Source organism: Paenarthrobacter sp. A20 (genome assembly GCF_024168825.1).
Lineage (GTDB): Bacteria > Actinomycetota > Actinomycetes > Actinomycetales > Micrococcaceae > Arthrobacter.
In genome coordinates, this window is sequence record NZ_JALJWH010000001.1 from 536,408 (window position 1) to 552,212 (window position 15,805).

Genomic DNA, 15,805 nt, shown 5'->3' on the forward strand with positions numbered 1-15,805 from the left:
GGCGGCGCGGGGTCAGTCGATATAGATCGAGAGAGAACAGCCTTAGGAGCTGCTGGAAATGCGGTGAAGCCATTCGAGGAAGAGCTTCAGTTCAGAGCTGGAAAGTTGGTCCGAATGCGAGGCCTGCAGTGCCGCATTCAGGGCGATTGCCGCAACAACTACCGAGGACTTACCGGAGTCGTCGGCTGCGGCGCCACGGGCGGTTTCCGTGGAGACGGCAAAAATCATGGAATCCCGGGTCATCGTTGAGAGCTCGAGGTTCCGTTCTTCCACCGGTTCGGCGATCAACATGAGCGTTACGCCCACATTGGCCGCCAGAATGCTGCGTGCCGCTTCGCGGGGCGGCACGTTGATCTGACCGGCAATGGCGGCCTTGTTCAGCATTTCTTCCAGGAGCGCTTCAGCATCGGCCACGATTGCTGGGCGGCTTTCCGGCCTGATGTTGCCGAACATGACCAGATAAAGATGGGGTTGGGTCAGGCCGAACTGGACGTGGTTATCCCACATCCGCCGGACGTCTTCCAAAGGCTCCCCGGACGGTGCAAAATCCCGCTCTCCCGCCACGTACTCTTCGAAACCGGCTGAAACAACGGCGTCGAACAGTCCTTCTTTGTCACCAAAGTGGTGGTAAAGCGTGGGCGCCGTGACCCCGGCAAGCTTGGTGATCTGGCGCGTTGAGACCGCTGACCCCTCCGAATTCGCCAGCAATTCGGCAGCTGCGCGAAGCAACCGAATTTTGGGCGGAAGCTGGTCATCGAAACTCATAACCGCTACCCTAGCACCTATAGCGTTGCTATATGAAGTGGCTCACAAAGGAATTTTGTAGGCTAGTTTTCGAGGCTCCCGGTGCCGTCGCCGGCGGGCCTGAACCAACAAGCAGGAACAGAGGATTCAGTGCAGAATTTCCAAGGAGTAGGGGTAAGCCCTGGCCGCATCATTGGTTCCGTCCGCCAGATGCCCAAGCCGGTGAGTGAGCCGCCGTCGGGAGAGCGTTTGGCTGCGGACGTGAGTCCGGAAGACGCCGTCGCGGGCTTGAAAGCGGCTGCGCAGGCGGTCCATGACGAGCTCAAGGGACGTGCGGACAGTGCTTCCGGCGACGGCAAGGCCGTCCTTGAAGCCACTGCGCTGATGGCCAAGGACACCATGCTCCTGAAGTCGGCAGCCAAGCTGATCAACGGCGGGTCCTCAGCCGAGAGGGCCATTTGGGAAGCGGGTGCTTCCGTGTCTGAAATGCTGCACAACCTGGGCGGCTACATGGCCGAGCGCGCCACCGATGTCCTGGATGTCCGCGCCCGCATTGTTGCCGAACTCCGCGGGGTCCCGGCTCCTGGCATCCCCGCCTCGGAGACGCCTTTCATCCTGGTCGCGGAAGACCTGGCCCCGGCCGACACTGCAACGCTGAATCCCGCTGTAGTGCTGGCACTGGTGACCTCCGGCGGCGGACCACAGTCCCACACCGCGATCATTGCCCGCTCCCTCGGCCTGCCTGCGGTTGTTGCCGCGCACGGGGTTGACTCCGTGGCCGACGGTTCCGAGGTGTACGTCGACGGCGCGGCCGGCTACGTTGCCGTTTCGCCCACCGATGAGCAGCGCACTGCTGCGACGGCCTGGGCGGAAACCTCCGCCACCCTCGCCGAATTCGACGGAAGCGGCACGACGGCGGACGGCCACTTGGTGCCGCTGCTCGCCAACGTCGGCGGAGCCAAGGACGCGGTGGCAGCCGCAGGCCTCGGCGCCCAAGGTGTTGGCCTGTTCCGCACCGAGTTCTGCTTCCTGGAGCGTGACACCGAGCCCTCCGTGGACGAGCAAGCCGCGGCCTACAAGGCCGTGTTCGACGCGTTCCCGGGCAAGAAGGTTGTCCTCCGCACCCTGGATGCAGGCGCGGACAAGCCCCTGCCCTTCCTCACGGATGCCACCGAGCCCAATCCTGCGCTGGGTGTCCGCGGCTACCGCACCGACTTCACCACACCGGGTGTCCTGGAGCGCCAGCTCGAAGCCATTGCCCGGGCAGCCTCCGGGTCCGAAGCCGATGTGTGGGTCATGGCGCCCATGATTTCCACGGCCGCCGAAGCCGGACGTTTCGCCTCGTTGTGCGCCGCCGCTGGAATCCAGACGCCCGGCGTCATGGTGGAAGTCCCCTCCGCGGCACTGACCGCAGCCACCGTACTGCGGGAGGTGGGCTTTGCTTCCCTTGGCACCAACGACCTCACCCAGTACGCCATGGCCGCCGACCGCCAGCTCGGCCCCCTCGCCGAGCTCAACACCCCGTGGCAGCCCGCCGTGCTCCGTCTCGTCCAACTAACAGTGGAAGGCGCCGCGCAGGAAGGCGCCGGCCGCGAAGGCGATCCCAAGCCGGTGGGCGTCTGTGGTGAGGCAGCCGCGGACCCGGCCCTCGCCGTCGTCCTTACCGGGCTGGGCGTCACCACACTGTCCATGACCGCCCGCTCGTTGGCCGCCGTCGGGACGGTGTTGAAGACCGTCACCCTGGAGCAGGCGCAGGAACTCGCGCGGCTTGCTCTGTCCGCGCCGAGTGCCCTTGAGGCCCGGGACTGGGTCCGCGCCAAACTCCCCGTGCTCGAAGAACTCGGCCTCTAATTCTCGTTTCCGACCTTTAGGAGAACACCATGCCCGAACGCACAGCCACCATCGCCAGCCGCTCCGGCCTGCACGCTCGCCCCGCCGCCTTGTTCGCCGAGGCCGCCGGCGAGCAACCAGTGGAGGTCACCATTGCCATGCAGGGCGAACCCGCCGACGACGCGCTCGACGCCGCCAGCATCCTTTCGCTTATGACGCTCGGCGCCGCGAAGGGCGACGTCGTGGTGCTGCGGGCTGAGGGCGACGGCGCCGACGCTGCTCTGGACGCACTGGTGAAGCTGCTGGAGACGGACCTGGACGCGGAGTAGCTCTCGCTGGGCTGGTGTAGGTTCGGGCTATGAACGAGCGCGCGATCCCCATCCTGCCGTGCCGGTACCTCGACGACATCGTGCCGTTCTACGAGGCCCTGGGCTTCAAAGTGACCTTCCGGCAGGCGCGGCCAAACCCCTACGTGTGCTTCAACCGGGGTGGGATCGACCTGCACTTCTTCGGCCTGGAGGCGTTCGAGCCGGAGAACTCGATGGGCACCGCCATCCTGCTGGTCGAGGATACGGGTGTGCTGTTCGACGAATTCGCAACCGGACTTCGTGCTGCTTTCGGCAAGTTGCCCATTGCCGGGATTCCGCGGATCACCCGCCCCCGCCGCAAGCAGGGAACGACAGCTGGGTTCACCGTGGTGGATCCGGGCGGGAACTGGCTACGGATCAGCGCCTTGGGTGAAACCGAGGATGATGGCTCCGGCTCGGAAAGCCGTCTGGAAAGAGTGCTGATGAGCGCTACCCGGCAAGGCGACTCCCATGGGGACGAAGCCCGGGCTATCTCGGTGATCGAGGCGGGGCTTTTGCGCCACGGGGAAGCAACGGACGCCGAGAAGCTGCCCCTGCTGGTGTACCTCGCTGAGCTGCACCACCGCACCGGCGACCCCGGGCTCGCCGCTTCAGTGCTGGATAGCGTGGATGCCCTCACCCTGACCTCCGGGGAACGGGAAGCGTTGGCCGCAGAGCTGGCCAATGCCGCCGAACTCCGGGCGTCGTTGTAGTTGGGCCGCAACGAACGCCGGTCCGCGGCAGGCTCGCGCTAGGCTTCTGCCATGGCATTGATAGCTCCCCGCGTCACAGCAGGCCTCCCCGCCGATGACGCCCGGAATCTGGCACGCTCGTTGGCGGACAGCAACGACATCACCGTGTTTGTGGACGGCACCGTCCATCGCCTGCCCGATCAGGCGAGGGACGCCGTCGTCGACCTCCTTGAGAGGCTGGGCCGGGGCGAAACGGTGACGGTCAGCAGCGTGGAAGAAATGCTCACCACCTCGCAGGCAGCGGAGCTCGCGGGCATTTCGCACACGTACTTGCGCAATATGACCGACCGCGGCGAAATCCCCGTGGAGTACCGCGGCACGCATCGTCGGATCCGGCAGGCTGCGATCATGGCGTGGCTGGAAACGCAGAAGAAGAACCAGGCTGAAGCGGGCGCGGTCCAGACCACCGAAAATGACTTAAGCGCCGGCTAAAAGTGTCGGAGTGATAAGGATCAAGCAACGATCCCACGCAACGGGCCAGCACCCCTTAAGGCCGGGGTTACGCTTGATCGGTGGGCAATTTCAAAGGGTGGCATATCGTGGCCGGGTTGGCCGCCATGGCCCTTGCCGCACCCTTGGGCTCTGCCATGGGATTGAACTTCGTGGCAACATTCATGTTCGCGTGCACAGTGTTCGTGGCCGTGGCCATGTGGACGGAATCGAGAATCGCACGACGCCGGGACGCGGCTGAGGCGGCCGCGGCGCCTGAGGCTTCACGTCCTGCAGTCGACCCCACTGAATCGGACGACGCGAACAGGGAATAGCCTATGGCCCAGGAAAGACGCGCCAAGTACTCCGAATGGCCGTGGAACCGCCCGTGGCTGTGGCTCGTCCTCATTTCCGCCACGGTCCCTTTCCTGGGTTTGATCTGGCTGCAAACCGGTGGTTGCGGTCAGGCCTCGGGCGATGTTGGTTTCGACACCTGCCAATCGGCGCCCTTCCTCGGCTACCCGGTGACCTGGGCTCTCACAGCGGCCGCGGCTGCCTTTCTCGTGTGGTGCGCAGCGGGGCTGGCAAGGTCCGTACAGTACTCCCGCAGGCCCTCGCGCAACCGCGTCTTCATGGAACCGCCCTCGCAGTAAACCGCCCGTGGCCGTGGCATGGGGTTCAATAGCAGTATGGCGTCGACTTCCCCTTCCATTGTCTGGCCCGTGGTCCATGAGGAACGCCGTGCCCTGATCAAGGATCTGGAACCACTCCATCCAGCCCAGTGGAAGACGCCGTCGCTGTGCCCTGGCTGGGACGTCCACGACGTCCTGGCTCACGTGATCGACAGCGCCAAAACCACGCGCCTCAATTTCATGAGCCGAATGATTGCTTCCCGGATGGATTTTGACCGCGACAACGCCGTGGGTGTGGAGCGCGAAAAGACCGGGGACCCCGCTCAGACCCTGGTCCAGTTGGAGGCCGTACTCTCCCGGACATCCGGTCCACCGGCCGGGCTGGCCACCAGGCTGGTTGAGGCGTTCGTCCACGGCGAGGACATCCGCCGGCCGCTGGGCTTGCACCGCGAATATCCGGCCGCCCACGTCGCCACTGCCATTGACTACCAAATGCGGACCACCACCAAGATGGGTGGCGGCAAGGAGATCGCAGCCGGCTGGCGCTGGGTCGCCACTGACACCCGCTTCGAGTACGGTGACGGTCCCACCGTTGAAGGTCCCGCGATCGCGCTGCTGCTGGCGGTGTCCGGTCGACCGGTAGCGGAGAGCGAATTGAGCGGCCCTGGCGCTCCGGTGTTCCTGCAGCGGCAGCCCTGATGACAACGCGGGGGAAGTCGGCACCGCTACTGTCTGCCGACGTCGAGGTTTTGGGACTGAAGGGGCGGATCCTCTGGACCGAGGGCACGCCTTCGCCTGGGCCTGGCTCCGAGTCGGGGTCTGAGGTGGGCGCCGAACCCGCGTACATCCTGATCCACGGCATCGGAGTCTCACACCGCTACTTGGCCCGGCTGCATGCCGTACTCGCGGCGGGCGCACCCACGTATTCCCTGGACCTCCCCGGTTTTGCCGGGACACCCAAGCCCGACCGGCAGCTCTCCGTGGAGGATTACGGTGCCTTCATCGCAGCGGCGCTCGCGTCCCATGGCATCGGTTCCTACGTGCTGGTGGGCCATTCCATGGGCGTGCAATTCACCATCGAAGCGGCCTTGCATGCGCCGGAATGCGCCCGGCAACTGGTGTTAATGGGACCGGTGGTTGATTCGCGCCACAAGAACGTGGGGCGCCAGTCCTTGGCTCTTATCCTCGACGGGCTGCTCCGTGAGAGCCCCTCGTCAAACTGGATCGTCATTTCCGACTACTTCCGCTCCGGACCGCGTTGGTACCTCACCGAGTTGCCGGTAATGATGAAGTACCCCACGGAGAAACGCCTGGCTTCGATCAGGGTTCCGGTGCTGGTGTTGCGTGGAAGCCGCGACAACGTGGCAGGTCCTGATTGGTCGCTTCGGCTGTCGCGGGCGGTTGCAGAGGGTCGCTTGGTGGAAATTCCCGGCGTCGGACACGTGGCTCAGCACATGCGCCCGAAGGCCGTGGCGGATGCCATCCGGAGCTTCGTTACTGCGACGACACTCCAAGGCTAGGTGCCCTTGTTGGCTCAGCTCGTCCCGGATAGGCTGGCGGAGCAAGCGTATTAGTAAGTTTGCTTATGAAAGGGCTGATCGTGACCAGTAAAGACCCCCAGGACGAGCAGGGCTTCGGCGTGACCGGCGCTACGGGGCCCTACGGTGCCGCAACAACCCCCGCGGCCCGGAACGACCACGTGAACGCCGATCCGGAATTGCGCCAGGACGAAGACAATGACCCGGCAGCCTCCGCCAACCCCGATCCGCTGGACGGAAATGTCACGGGACTCGAGCCCGGCGGCGGAGTACCACCAGGGGAAACCCCGCCCGCCGAGGGCAGCATGAGCAGCGACCAAGGGCACGAGGAGTAACTACGGCAGCCTCAGGATCTCACCGAGGTCGTACTCCGCCGGCTCCTCCAGCTGCGAATATGTGCAGCTTTCCGGGGTTCGGTCCGGCCGCCACCGCCGGAACTGCGTGGTGTGGCGGAAGCGGTCGCCCTCCATGTAGTCGTAGGCCACCTCGATCACCAGTTCGGGGCGCAGCGGCACGAACGAGAAGTCCTTGCCCCCGCTCCACCGGCTCTGGGCACCAGGCATCCGGGAACCCGCGACCCCTTCGCCCTGGCTGGCCCACTCGCCCCAAGGGTGCTCGCTGAGTTCGACCTGGTAGGGCTCAAGCTCGGCCACCAGGCTTTCCCGCTTGGCCATGGGGAATGAGGCCACCACCCCCACGTGCTGGAGGCGTCCGGCGTCGTTATAAAGGCCCAACAGCATGGACCCCACAACTTTCGCCGTCTTGTGCCAGCGGAATCCGGCCACCACGCAGTCCGCCGTCCGCTCGTGCTTGGTCTTGAACATCACGCGCTTGTTGGGTTGATAGGTCCCATCCAGCGGCTTGGACAGCACACCGTCCAAGCCTGCGCCCTCGAGCTGCACGAACCACTCCTGCGCCCGCTCAAGGTCTGTCACCGCGGGCGTCACGTAGACGGGAGGCTCAGCCTTGGCGAGCGCGCGTTCAAGGATGGCGCGGCGCTCAGAGAACGGCCTGCCCATCAGGTCCTCACCGCCCAGGGCCAGGATGTCGAAGGCGATCATGGATGATGGGGTCTTCTCAGCGAGCATCCGGACCCGGCTGTCCGCGGGATGGATCCGCTGCTGAAGCACCTCGAATTCGAGCCTGTTGCCCTGGATCAGGACAATCTCGCCGTCAATCACGCATTTGTCCGGGAGGTTCTTCCGCAGCGCGTCCACCAGCTCCGGGAAGTACCTGGTCATGGGTTTCTCGTTGCGGCTGCCCAGGATGACCTCGTCCCCATCCTTGAAGACGATGGTCCTGAAGCCGTCCCACTTGGGCTCATAGTGCCCAACATCGGGGATGGCCGGAACGGACTTGGCGAGCATGGGCGAGACGGGCGGCATCACTGGCAGGTCCATAGACAATGTCTACCTGCCGGTGCACGCCGAAGCTAGTCTTATGCCATGGATATCTTGGCCGTGTTGGCCGCAGTACTCGGAGTTCCCGCGCTCCTCGCCGGCCTCTGGTACTGGACCTCGCGGCAGTCCAAGCGCGGAGTCAGGCGTGCGGCGGCGGGCGGGATGCTGGGCATCGCCGACGAGATCTTCCGCCCTGAGACTCATCAGGCACATCAAATCCAGAAGATCCAGCACGAGCTCCCGGCCCCAGCGCCGGCCCCGAAGCGTAAGCGCTAGAGGCCCCTCAATGGGGGAGGCCTACCGCCCGTTACATTAATGTGACTTTACTTTCCGGCTCATGTACCGTCGTAGGGCGACCCTTATCTCCGCTGGGCCGCTTCCGGATTGACGCCGAGCTCTGCCGCAATCCGGGATCCGCCAGACCCGCGGCAGAGGCGGGGGACCCAAAAGTTCCCGGACTTGATTCAAGTCCTTGGGGTGAAGCCGCCTTGTGCGGCCGGACGGCCTCGTCCGAACCCGACAGCTAACCTCGAAGGCGTTGAGAGGCAACCACCATGTCCCCAACCATGGATCAGCCGCGCCGCGCCCAGACTGAGCGCGAGCGCACCAAGCCAACCGGACGCCGTCGGGCCCAACCCAGCGGATCCCCCATCAGCGCGCCTGCAGGCTCCGTCGCGGCGCCCGAAACTACAAGCACGACGCCGGAAGCCGCCACCGCGGCCGTCCCCACCGTCGCAACGCCCACCACCCGCGCAGCCGTACGCGCGGCCGAGCGGGAGCAGGCAGCCCAGGCTGTGATCGCTCCTGCAGAGCCCGCTGCTGGGGAATCATCCCGGCCCGGGCCTGTTGAGGCGGCAACTGCAGCCATTCCGGTCGTTCAAGCTGAGACCCCGGCATCCACCACGCCGGGGCCTCCCACCGCGGCCATCCCGATCGTTAATCCCGCAAGCCCTCAGCCAGGCTCGTCGGAACCAGCCACGGCAGCCATCCCCGTGGTGGCAGCCCCCGATGAATCCGCGACCACATCCGCGGCTCCGGCCCCTGTGTCGCCGCGAGGCAAGTCCCCGGCCCAGGTCGCCGCGGCCGCAACGGCGTCAGCATCACTCGCCGGCCGCAAGGATGTTCGCAAGCAGGCAGCGTCAGCCGCTGCCGCCAAATCCAGCTTTGGTGGCTCCTCCTTTGGCCGGGAACCCCACACGGTTTTGCGGAAAGCTGCGTCGGTCAAGCACATGAGCCAGCGCATGGCCGTGGTGGCAGGTGCCCTCGGCCTGGTCCTGACGGCCGGAACCTTGGGGCAGGCTCTCGAACTGCCCTTCTTCGGCCAGGAAACGCCAGTCCAGGAAGCCAGCGGTAGCGGCACCGATCGAAACTCGGGCTCGGCAACCCCCGCGCCCAGCGCTTCGTACTCCACCGCCTCATCGCCTTCTGCATCAGCGGCGGCGACATCGGAAGCCGGTCAGCCGGCCACGGTTCCGGAGGCACCCGCCGCCGTTTCGCCGTCGTCGATTCCTACCCCGAAGATTTCACTGGCTGATCCGGTGTGGGTCCCGTCCGCTGTGCCTGCGACCATCGCCGCTGCGCCTGGTACCACCAGCCCGGCACCGGCTCAGCCAGCTCCGGCTCCTGGCGACGTGCCCTCGGACACGATCACCACGCCGCCCACGACACCGTCTCCGACACCCACGACGACGCCGACTGTCACTCCGACGCCGACTCCCACTCCCACTCCCACGGAAACGTCTACGCAGACGTCCAAGCCCCGGCCCACCGGCAAGCCCGTTGCGTCTACGACACCGCAGGCCTCCGGGACGGCTCTTGAAGAGATCCTCGACGCCGCAAAGGAAGCCCTCAAGTGAGCACCCGCCTGCCGCGCACCAGCACGCATGCGGGCTGGCACAGCCGGTACTGCAGCAGCAGCCGGACGGCCACCTTCCGTCGTCGATTGGGGCGCTGGAGCTGCCAGCGGTTGAAACGGTCCTAAAGCGAACCCTGCGAATGAGGCAGGCACCCACGACGGGTGCCTGCCTCATTCGTCCATCCACCCTCAAATCCGAGGCCGCCCCGCCCATCGCCGCGCTTTCAAGGCAGCATGCAACTCGAGCCGGATTGCGCCGCTCAAGGGATCAGCGCCGATGAGCTGGCGGATCCTGCCGAGCCTGTTGTAGATGCTGCTTCTGTGGAGGTGGAGTTTGGCCGCCACATCCTGAACTGAACCGTCGCTGTCATAGAGAAGCTCCAGGACGGGCAACAGTTCGCCGTTCTTGTCCTGGTCCTCCAAGGACCGGAAGTGCACAGACCCGGTGTCATCCCAGCCCCCTGGTGCCAGCAGTCGGTCGAAGAGCTGGTAGACGCCCACTGCCCGGCTGTCCACAAGCTCCCCGAGTGGCTGATCGACGGCGGCCGCCTGCGCCGCAACCTTCGACTGCCGGTAGGCGCCGGCGAGCTGCCGGATGACGTGGAACGGCTCGCTGATGCCCAGGATCACCCGATCCACCGTCCTACCGGCCCGCTTGGCGAGCTCCAATTGATAATGGACCAGCACCTGGGCGTGGTCCGCCCGGCCACCCGACTCGCGGAACAAGACCACAGAATGCGTCTCGGTTCCTGCACTGAACAGCGCGGCGTTGACACCGATTGTGGACTGCAGCGCGGCCGAGCGGTGGGTCAGGGTCGCGGCAATGGGGTCGACGTCGGACCGCACACCGTCCGCGTCCAGGATGGTCACCAGTTGCCACGGACCCCGGCCTTGGATTTCCTTCCACCCAGCCACCGCTGCCACCGCGTTCGATTCCCCGCTGCATGCCGAGAGGAACTCCTGCTCACGCCTGCGCCTGAACTCTGATTCAGCGGTGTTGGAATCAAGGAGCAAACCCGCCAGCAGGTCCAATTCGTCGCGCACGCCGGGCAATTCGGCGAGTATCGCCGTCGCGCTTTGCTCTTCAACGTCGAGCTGGACCCATAAGTAGCCCACACGGAAACCCCGCACAAGGAGGGGGACGCAAACCCGGCCCAACATGCCGAGCTCCTCGTTGGCGGGAACCACGACGGGACGCACCGCCGTGGCGATGCCGTGGGACAGCTGCCAGAGGCTGACATCGCTGGGGACGCGCTTGCTGAGGAGGAAGTTCACGCGGACGCGGTCGGCGTGGGACTGGTTGGAACTGTAGGCAAGGAGGACGCCGTCGAGGTCTTCGAGGGAGAGGCCTCGGCCCAGCTTCAACGCCACGCGTTCTACGATCTGTTCCACGTCCTGCTGCATCCTTCAAAGCGTACCAACAGCAGGCGACACCTGACGCTCCAGTGCTCGACAAATGTCGAGCCCACAAAGAGAAGACCCTTGATTTTCCGGGGTTTCGGCAGAAGCGGGCGCTGGAATCCATGTCGCCTGCCTCACAGCCGGATTTATTCTTGAATCACAGCCCGCAACACATTTTCGGCCGAAGAGGCCGCTAACGATGGAGCCCACAGATGATCATCGGCGTCCCCAAAGAAATCAAGAACAACGAATTCCGCGTAGCCATCACGGCTGCAGGTGTCCACGAATTCCGCACCCACGGACACACCGTTCTGGTTGAACGCGGCGCAGGCCTCGGCTCGGGCATCACCGACGAGGAATACTCGATCGCCGGCGCTGAAATCGTCAACGAAGCTGATGATGTCTGGGGCCGTGCGGACATGGTCATGAAGGTCAAGGAGCCCATCGCCGCGGAGTACCACCGCTTCCGCAAGGGCCTCATCCTTTTCACCTACCTGCACCTGGCCGCAGAGCCCGAGCTCACTGCCGAGCTCATCAACTCCGGCGTCACGGCCATCGCTTACGAAACCGTTCAGGAAGGCCGCACCCTTCCATTGCTCGCCCCGATGTCCGAGGTCGCAGGCCGCCTCTCGGTCGTAGTCGGCGCTTCTTCCCTCATGGCCCCGGCTGGCGGCAAGGGCGTCCTCCTGGGCGGCGTACCGGGCGTCCGCCCGGCCAAGGTCGTTGTCCTCGGTGCCGGCGTTGCGGGAACCAACGCCGCTGCCATGGCGCTGGGCCTCGGTGCTGATGTCACCATCATGGACATCAACATCAATCGGCTGCGCGAACTCGACGCCCTCTACCAGGGCCGGCTGAAGACCGTTGCCTCCAACGCCTACGAGATCGAGAAGTCAGTTATCGACGCAGATCTCGTGATCGGCTCCGTCCTGATCCCGGGTGCCAAGGCTCCCAAGCTGGTCACCAACGAGCTCGTCTCCCGCATGAAGCCGGGCTCGGTCCTGGTGGACATCGCTGTGGACCAGGGCGGCTGCTTCGAGGACACGCACCCCACCACCCACCAGGAACCGACGTACAAGGTCCACAACTCGATCTTCTACTGCGTTGCCAACATGCCTGGCGCCGTTCCGAACACCTCCACGTACGCACTGACCAACGTCACCCTGCGCTACGCCGTGGCACTGGCCAACCTGGGCGTCAAGGCCGCATTCGACCGCGACCCCGCCCTGGCCGCCGGCCTCAACATCGCCGCAGGCCACGTGGCACACCACTCCGTTTCCGAGGCTCACAACCTGCCCCTCGTCAACGACTGGCACGGCCTGGTTTCCGCCTAGCTTTTAGCTTCGCGGCGGCGATTGGACGTCGTTGGCCCGTTGTTCCGTTGCTGCCCAGCAACGGAACAACGGGCTTTCCACGTGTTAGCGTCCGATCCCCCGCCGCCTGCCCAGCGCAAGCTTGAGCCGCTGCTCAACTTCCCACGGACGGCTGAGGTGATCCCACTCAATGCGGACAATCTGCCACCCCATTGCTTCGAGCGCCTTCTCCCTGCGACGTTCCTCGAAAATGACCTCGTCCGTGGGCGCGAACTCAAAATATTTGGCGCGGCCGTCGAACTCAAGGATGACCTTCTGTTCCGACCAGCCGAAATCTCCCCTGAACCTGCCAATGGGCGTCGCCACGTCAAGCTGAAGCCCGGCGGCAGGAATTCCGAGTTTGGCCAGCAGCAGGCGTGTGCGTGTCTCGCCTGTTGATTCGGAGCGCTTGTCCATCGCGGCGAGGACACGACGCAGCCTCCGGGCGCCGCGGGTGATCCTGCCGGTGTCCAAGTAGTCCTGCAGGATCCGCGGATCAGCCCCACGCCGGAGCGCTTGGTCCGCGATGACCACGGCCTTTTCGAAGTCCAGCGTCCGCGCACAATCAACCACTGTGCGTTCCAGACTGGTGGCCTTGGCCGATGATCCCCACGGTGTCCGTGTTTCCGAGATTTCGGAGCGTTCCAGCTGCCCGCCGTGGGCTATGACATCCGCGCCGGAACTCGCCTGCGCCGGAGAAAAAGGAGTGGTGACATGCACGTGTGGCCCGCCCTCCCAATCTGAGAATCCGTGGAGTCGGGCCGCACTCACATGGCTGTAGACGGCCTGGCCGGCGGGGTTGCTGCAGTGGTGCGCCTGAATGCGGAGCAGCTCCTGGTCCCAGGGTTTTCGGCGGCGCCAATCAGCTGCCCGGACGTAGGCGCCCCGCCTCAATCTCAGAAGCCTCCCGGAGCGTACGCCCGCCGTCAGGACCCGGTCGCCCAGCCCACTCCCCAGAAGCTCCGGAGTGGAGGCAACGGACGTCTCCGGCCAATGTGCGGTGATGAGGGCATCGAGTTTTCTTGGGTTCATGGACCCATGCTTGGCCGAACCCAGGCCCGAGGCCATCGAGCTTTGGCCTTATGTGGACAACAACGTTGATAAACCGCTTCTCCATGGCGGGGCGGCAACGATTTAGCGGTTTGGCAACGTGCTTGTGACCTACGGCTTGCCAGGAACGTCGGGAACGACGTGCGTGGGAACAGGAACGGGAATCTCCGACGGGCGGATCTTTGAGGGATCGATCGTCGGCGTATCGATGGCTGGTGGCGTCACAGGTACCACTGGGGGCGTGGGAATGACTCTCTTGCCGGGTTCATCGTGCTGCGGACCCTTGGGTGCTTGCGATGGTGCCGCCCCGCCCGGCTGCGGAACGCGATCAAGGGCGCCCGGCGTCGAAGGTGCTGGACCGGGCTGGTTCCGGACCGGGGGTGCAGGCGTTTCATCGGCAGGTGGTGCGGGTGCCGGACCAACAGGACCGCCCTGCTGCGGAGCATTTCCGGAGCCGGGCGCCAACTGCGAGACAACGGATCCGATGGCTGCGCCCAAATGCTGGAAGGCACCCGGAATCCCGCCTTCGGACGCGGCCGCCGCAGTGGCACCTCCGGCCAAGGACACCACCACGGCCAGGCCCGCGATGGCGGTGCGACGCTTCTTCCGTCGCCGCGCTGCGATTTCGTCGACGGCTGCCAGTTCGTCGACAACTGCCGGCCCACCCACAGGGGCTTGGGCTTCGGCCAGGTCAGCCGTGGCGAGTACCGCCGTCGATGCGCCGGACGGCGCGACCAGGGCCTCCGCCGTCGTGGTCTGTTGGGTGACTGCAGCGGGGCCGCCGACCATCAGGGCGCGGACTGCGTCGGACGGCAACGGGGCAGTGCTGGCCAGTGAGCGGAGCTCCAGGAGTTCGGTGCGGAGATCGGCGTCGCCATCGAGGCGTGATTCGGCCAGCAGGCGGTCGATTGCCAGCTCGTTGTGGCGTCCGCGTGACGGAAGGTGTTCGCTCATGATGTGCCATTCGTTCGTAGTGCACGCTTCTTCAGTGCGCTCAATGCCCTGCGCTGCAACTGCTTCACGGCGCCTTGGGACTTGCCCATGATGCCCGCTGTTTCTTCCACGGAAAGGTCGGCAACAACGCGTAAAGCCAGGACCTCCCGGTAGTCGTCCGTGAGGTCATCCAACAATTCGGTGACACCCACACCGAAGGCACGTCCGAAAGCCTCGTCTTCCGCCGACGACGCTCGCCGTGAGTCCAGTTCCGACTCGTAGGGCGTGGAATCGGGTGTCCGTTCGCGTTTGCGGTAGTGGTCCACCATCCGGGCATGGGCGATGGAGAACAACAACGTTTTGGCACCCTGAAGTCCGCCATGGAGGGCTTCGAGCCTTGGATACAGGGCAAGGAACACGTCCTGAGTGACGGCTTCGGGGTCGTCCACGCCGCGTGCCCGGAGGTAGCCAAAGACAGGTCCGGCGAAGCTGTTGTAGGCAGCAGTGAACAGCAGCGCGGGGTCGTCACGATCCGCCTGCACATATTCATCCGCCATGGGGTCAAGCACCCGTGGACGCCTCCATTCCACGTTACGAAAGCGGGGCTCCTTGTCCTAAGCCAAGGAGCCCCGCCCTTAAACCGTAGCTGCTGCGCGCTTAGCCGACAGAATCGAGGGGTGCTCCCGGAGCGGCCGGAACGTCCGCGGGAACGTGCGACGGCAACGAAGGAACGGCAGGCGTCGCCGGGACAGCGGGCGTCGCGGGCACAGCGGGCACAGCAGGCGTCGCGGGCACCGCAGGAACGGCCGGCTTTGCCGGAAGTTCAGGCGTTACTGCGGCATCGACGTCGGTTTCCGCCTTGGCCGAAGAGTCCGTCTTCGCACCGGCAGCCTTACCGGCATCAACCACTGCCTCGCAGTGCGCTTCCACCTCTGCTTCGCCACCGGCGGCGATGGTCAGGGATTCGAAGCCGGGGGCCTTGGAGTCGGACTTCAGGCCACCGTTCAGGAAGGCGGTGCAAAGGCCGAAAGCCTCCGGGGAAGTGGCATCTTTGGCTGCGGCCCCCGCGTCGGACACAGCCTCGGCAGCCTTCGCCTGGCCGGCGTCGGCGGCGTGGGCAGCCTTTGCCTGCGCAGTCTCGACGGCGTCAGTCGCCTTGGTGTTGGCGGTCTTGGCGGCTTCGGCTGCTTCAGCGGCCTTCCCGTCGAGCGGAGCCGGTGCACCAACGAGGTTGTGTGCAGTCTGCTGGAACTCGGTGGGAAGTGCGCCATTGAAGGCAGCGACGCCGGTTCCGCCGGCTGCTACGGCTCCGGCAGCCAGGACGCCGGCGGCGACTTTGCTGGTGGCAAGGACAGTGAAAAAGGACATGAAACCCTCCGACAAACGATTTGGGGATTGCCCCGGCAGCGGTTGGGTCGCTGCCGGATGATCAGCGTGCGGACGTGGCCCGCACTCCCCTTACATCGTTCGCGGCACCGGTGAGGTTACGCTTTGTCCGAAATTACTTCCGCGGAGTGCTGTCAGGCCCTTTGTGCACAGCGGCTA

At 65.2% G+C, this 15,805-nt stretch carries 19 protein-coding genes and 1 riboswitch; of the genes, 12 read left to right on the forward strand and 7 right to left on the reverse strand.

Annotated features, from left to right (window positions below; genetic code table 11):
- Positions 1–42: 42 nt before the first annotated feature.
- On the reverse strand, positions 43–765 hold the full coding sequence (locus J3D46_RS02520; RefSeq protein WP_018780189.1) for a TetR/AcrR family transcriptional regulator: 723 nt from the start codon (positions 763–765) through the stop codon (positions 43–45).
- Positions 766–894: 129 nt separating this feature from the next.
- On the opposite strand from J3D46_RS02520, the gene ptsP reads away from it, so the two are divergent.
- From ptsP to J3D46_RS02565, 9 genes are all read left to right on the forward strand, one after another.
- The gene (ptsP, locus tag J3D46_RS02525) at positions 895–2,595 is read left to right on the forward strand and encodes a phosphoenolpyruvate--protein phosphotransferase (protein WP_253464918.1); all 1,701 of its coding nucleotides are present in this window, start codon (positions 895–897) and stop codon (positions 2,593–2,595) included.
- A gap of 29 nt (positions 2,596–2,624) precedes the next feature.
- A complete protein-coding gene (locus tag J3D46_RS02530) occupies positions 2,625–2,903 on the forward strand; it encodes an HPr family phosphocarrier protein (RefSeq protein WP_089596564.1) in 279 nt (92 codons plus the stop codon).
- A 29-nt stretch (positions 2,904–2,932) separates the two neighbouring features.
- A complete protein-coding gene (locus tag J3D46_RS02535; protein WP_253464919.1) occupies positions 2,933–3,634 on the forward strand; it encodes a hypothetical protein in 702 nt (233 codons plus the stop codon).
- A gap of 51 nt (positions 3,635–3,685) precedes the next feature.
- Entirely contained in the window at positions 3,686–4,105 is a 420-nt protein-coding gene (locus J3D46_RS02540; RefSeq protein WP_253464920.1) for a helix-turn-helix domain-containing protein, read from the forward strand.
- 80 nt (positions 4,106–4,185) lie between these two features.
- On the forward strand, positions 4,186–4,437 hold the full coding sequence (locus J3D46_RS02545; protein WP_159706486.1) for a hypothetical protein: 252 nt from the start codon (positions 4,186–4,188) through the stop codon (positions 4,435–4,437).
- A gap of 3 nt (positions 4,438–4,440) precedes the next feature.
- Positions 4,441–4,755, forward strand: coding sequence for a hypothetical protein (locus J3D46_RS02550; protein WP_231342372.1), 315 nt, complete (start codon positions 4,441–4,443; stop codon positions 4,753–4,755).
- Between the two features lie 18 nt (positions 4,756–4,773).
- Positions 4,774–5,433 carry a maleylpyruvate isomerase family mycothiol-dependent enzyme gene (locus J3D46_RS02555; RefSeq protein WP_253464921.1) on the forward strand — a complete coding sequence of 220 codons (660 nt, stop codon included), beginning with the start codon at positions 4,774–4,776 and terminating at the stop codon, positions 5,431–5,433.
- Positions 5,433–6,254: an alpha/beta fold hydrolase gene (locus tag J3D46_RS02560; RefSeq protein WP_253464922.1), complete on the forward strand. Its 822-nt coding sequence runs from the start codon at positions 5,433–5,435 to the stop codon at positions 6,252–6,254. The genes J3D46_RS02555 and J3D46_RS02560 overlap by 1 nt, the downstream gene beginning before the upstream one ends.
- 80 nt (positions 6,255–6,334) lie before the next feature.
- Positions 6,335–6,607 carry a DUF6480 family protein gene (locus tag J3D46_RS02565; RefSeq protein WP_253464924.1) on the forward strand — a complete coding sequence of 91 codons (273 nt, stop codon included), beginning with the start codon at positions 6,335–6,337 and terminating at the stop codon, positions 6,605–6,607.
- Here the strand turns inward: J3D46_RS02565 and J3D46_RS02570 are convergent, their stop codons facing one another.
- A complete protein-coding gene (locus tag J3D46_RS02570) occupies positions 6,608–7,672 on the reverse strand; it encodes an ATP-dependent DNA ligase (RefSeq protein WP_253464928.1) in 1,065 nt (354 codons plus the stop codon). It abuts the gene before it with no gap.
- A gap of 45 nt (positions 7,673–7,717) precedes the next feature.
- Between J3D46_RS02570 and J3D46_RS02575 the strand changes: the two genes are divergently transcribed.
- Both J3D46_RS02575 and J3D46_RS02580 read left to right on the forward strand, forming a co-directional pair.
- Positions 7,718–7,948 (forward strand): hypothetical protein, encoded by a 231-nt coding sequence (locus tag J3D46_RS02575; protein WP_253464931.1) that lies wholly within the window; start codon positions 7,718–7,720, stop codon positions 7,946–7,948.
- Positions 7,949–8,077: 129 nt separating this feature from the next.
- A riboswitch (cyclic di-AMP (ydaO/yuaA leader) is annotated at positions 8,078–8,224 on the forward strand.
- A gap of 2 nt (positions 8,225–8,226) precedes the next feature.
- The gene (locus tag J3D46_RS02580) at positions 8,227–9,528 is read left to right on the forward strand and encodes a hypothetical protein (RefSeq protein WP_253464933.1); all 1,302 of its coding nucleotides are present in this window, start codon (positions 8,227–8,229) and stop codon (positions 9,526–9,528) included.
- A gap of 188 nt (positions 9,529–9,716) precedes the next feature.
- On the opposite strand, the gene J3D46_RS02585 is transcribed toward J3D46_RS02580, so the two are convergent.
- Positions 9,717–10,931 (reverse strand): CdaR family transcriptional regulator, encoded by a 1,215-nt coding sequence (locus J3D46_RS02585; RefSeq protein ID WP_231342357.1) that lies wholly within the window; start codon positions 10,929–10,931, stop codon positions 9,717–9,719.
- Between the two features lie 209 nt (positions 10,932–11,140).
- Between J3D46_RS02585 and ald the strand changes: the two genes are divergently transcribed.
- Positions 11,141–12,259, forward strand: a complete 1,119-nt coding sequence (ald, locus tag J3D46_RS02590; protein WP_231342354.1) for an alanine dehydrogenase — start codon at positions 11,141–11,143, stop codon at positions 12,257–12,259.
- Positions 12,260–12,343: 84 nt separating this feature from the next.
- Here ald and J3D46_RS02595 read toward each other — a convergent pair whose 3' ends face one another.
- The 4 genes from J3D46_RS02595 to J3D46_RS02610 form a co-directional block, all read right to left on the reverse strand.
- The gene (locus tag J3D46_RS02595; protein ID WP_231342352.1) at positions 12,344–13,309 is read right to left on the reverse strand and encodes a DUF559 domain-containing protein; all 966 of its coding nucleotides are present in this window, start codon (positions 13,307–13,309) and stop codon (positions 12,344–12,346) included.
- Between the two features lie 129 nt (positions 13,310–13,438).
- Entirely contained in the window at positions 13,439–14,281 is an 843-nt protein-coding gene (locus tag J3D46_RS02600; protein ID WP_231342350.1) for a hypothetical protein, read from the reverse strand.
- Entirely contained in the window at positions 14,278–14,829 is a 552-nt protein-coding gene (locus J3D46_RS02605) for an RNA polymerase sigma factor (protein WP_231342346.1), read from the reverse strand. Before J3D46_RS02605 ends, J3D46_RS02600 begins: the two co-directional genes overlap by 4 nt.
- Positions 14,830–14,917: 88 nt before the next feature.
- A complete protein-coding gene (locus J3D46_RS02610; protein ID WP_231342344.1) occupies positions 14,918–15,628 on the reverse strand; it encodes a hypothetical protein in 711 nt (236 codons plus the stop codon).
- Between the last annotated feature and the right edge of the window lie 177 nt (positions 15,629–15,805).

Bases quoted from the DNA above. Each gene is read 5' to 3' on its own strand.
- J3D46_RS02555 (WP_253464921.1), top strand. From the start codon at position 4,774: ATGGGGTTCAATAGCAGTATGGCGTCGACTTCCCCTTCCATTGTCTGG.
- J3D46_RS02535 (WP_253464919.1), top strand. From the start codon at position 2,933: ATGAACGAGCGCGCGATCCCCATCCTGCCGTGCCGGTACCTCGACGAC.
- J3D46_RS02530 (WP_089596564.1), top strand. From the start codon at position 2,625: ATGCCCGAACGCACAGCCACCATCGCCAGCCGCTCCGGCCTGCACGCT.
- J3D46_RS02540 (WP_253464920.1), top strand. From the start codon at position 3,686: ATGGCATTGATAGCTCCCCGCGTCACAGCAGGCCTCCCCGCCGATGAC.
- J3D46_RS02560 (WP_253464922.1), top strand. From the start codon at position 5,433: ATGACAACGCGGGGGAAGTCGGCACCGCTACTGTCTGCCGACGTCGAG.
- J3D46_RS02575 (WP_253464931.1), top strand. From the start codon at position 7,718: ATGGATATCTTGGCCGTGTTGGCCGCAGTACTCGGAGTTCCCGCGCTC.
- J3D46_RS02520 (WP_018780189.1), bottom strand. From the start codon at position 765: ATGAGTTTCGATGACCAGCTTCCGCCCAAAATTCGGTTGCTTCGCGCA.
- J3D46_RS02570 (WP_253464928.1), bottom strand. From the start codon at position 7,672: ATGGACCTGCCAGTGATGCCGCCCGTCTCGCCCATGCTCGCCAAGTCC.
- J3D46_RS02585 (WP_231342357.1), bottom strand. From the start codon at position 10,931: ATGCAGCAGGACGTGGAACAGATCGTAGAACGCGTGGCGTTGAAGCTG.
- ald (WP_231342354.1), top strand. From the start codon at position 11,141: ATGATCATCGGCGTCCCCAAAGAAATCAAGAACAACGAATTCCGCGTA.
- J3D46_RS02610 (WP_231342344.1), bottom strand. From the start codon at position 15,628: ATGTCCTTTTTCACTGTCCTTGCCACCAGCAAAGTCGCCGCCGGCGTC.
- J3D46_RS02580 (WP_253464933.1), top strand. From the start codon at position 8,227: ATGTCCCCAACCATGGATCAGCCGCGCCGCGCCCAGACTGAGCGCGAG.
- J3D46_RS02600 (WP_231342350.1), bottom strand. From the start codon at position 14,281: ATGAGCGAACACCTTCCGTCACGCGGACGCCACAACGAGCTGGCAATC.
- J3D46_RS02595 (WP_231342352.1), bottom strand. From the start codon at position 13,309: ATGAACCCAAGAAAACTCGATGCCCTCATCACCGCACATTGGCCGGAG.
- J3D46_RS02550 (WP_231342372.1), top strand. From the start codon at position 4,441: ATGGCCCAGGAAAGACGCGCCAAGTACTCCGAATGGCCGTGGAACCGC.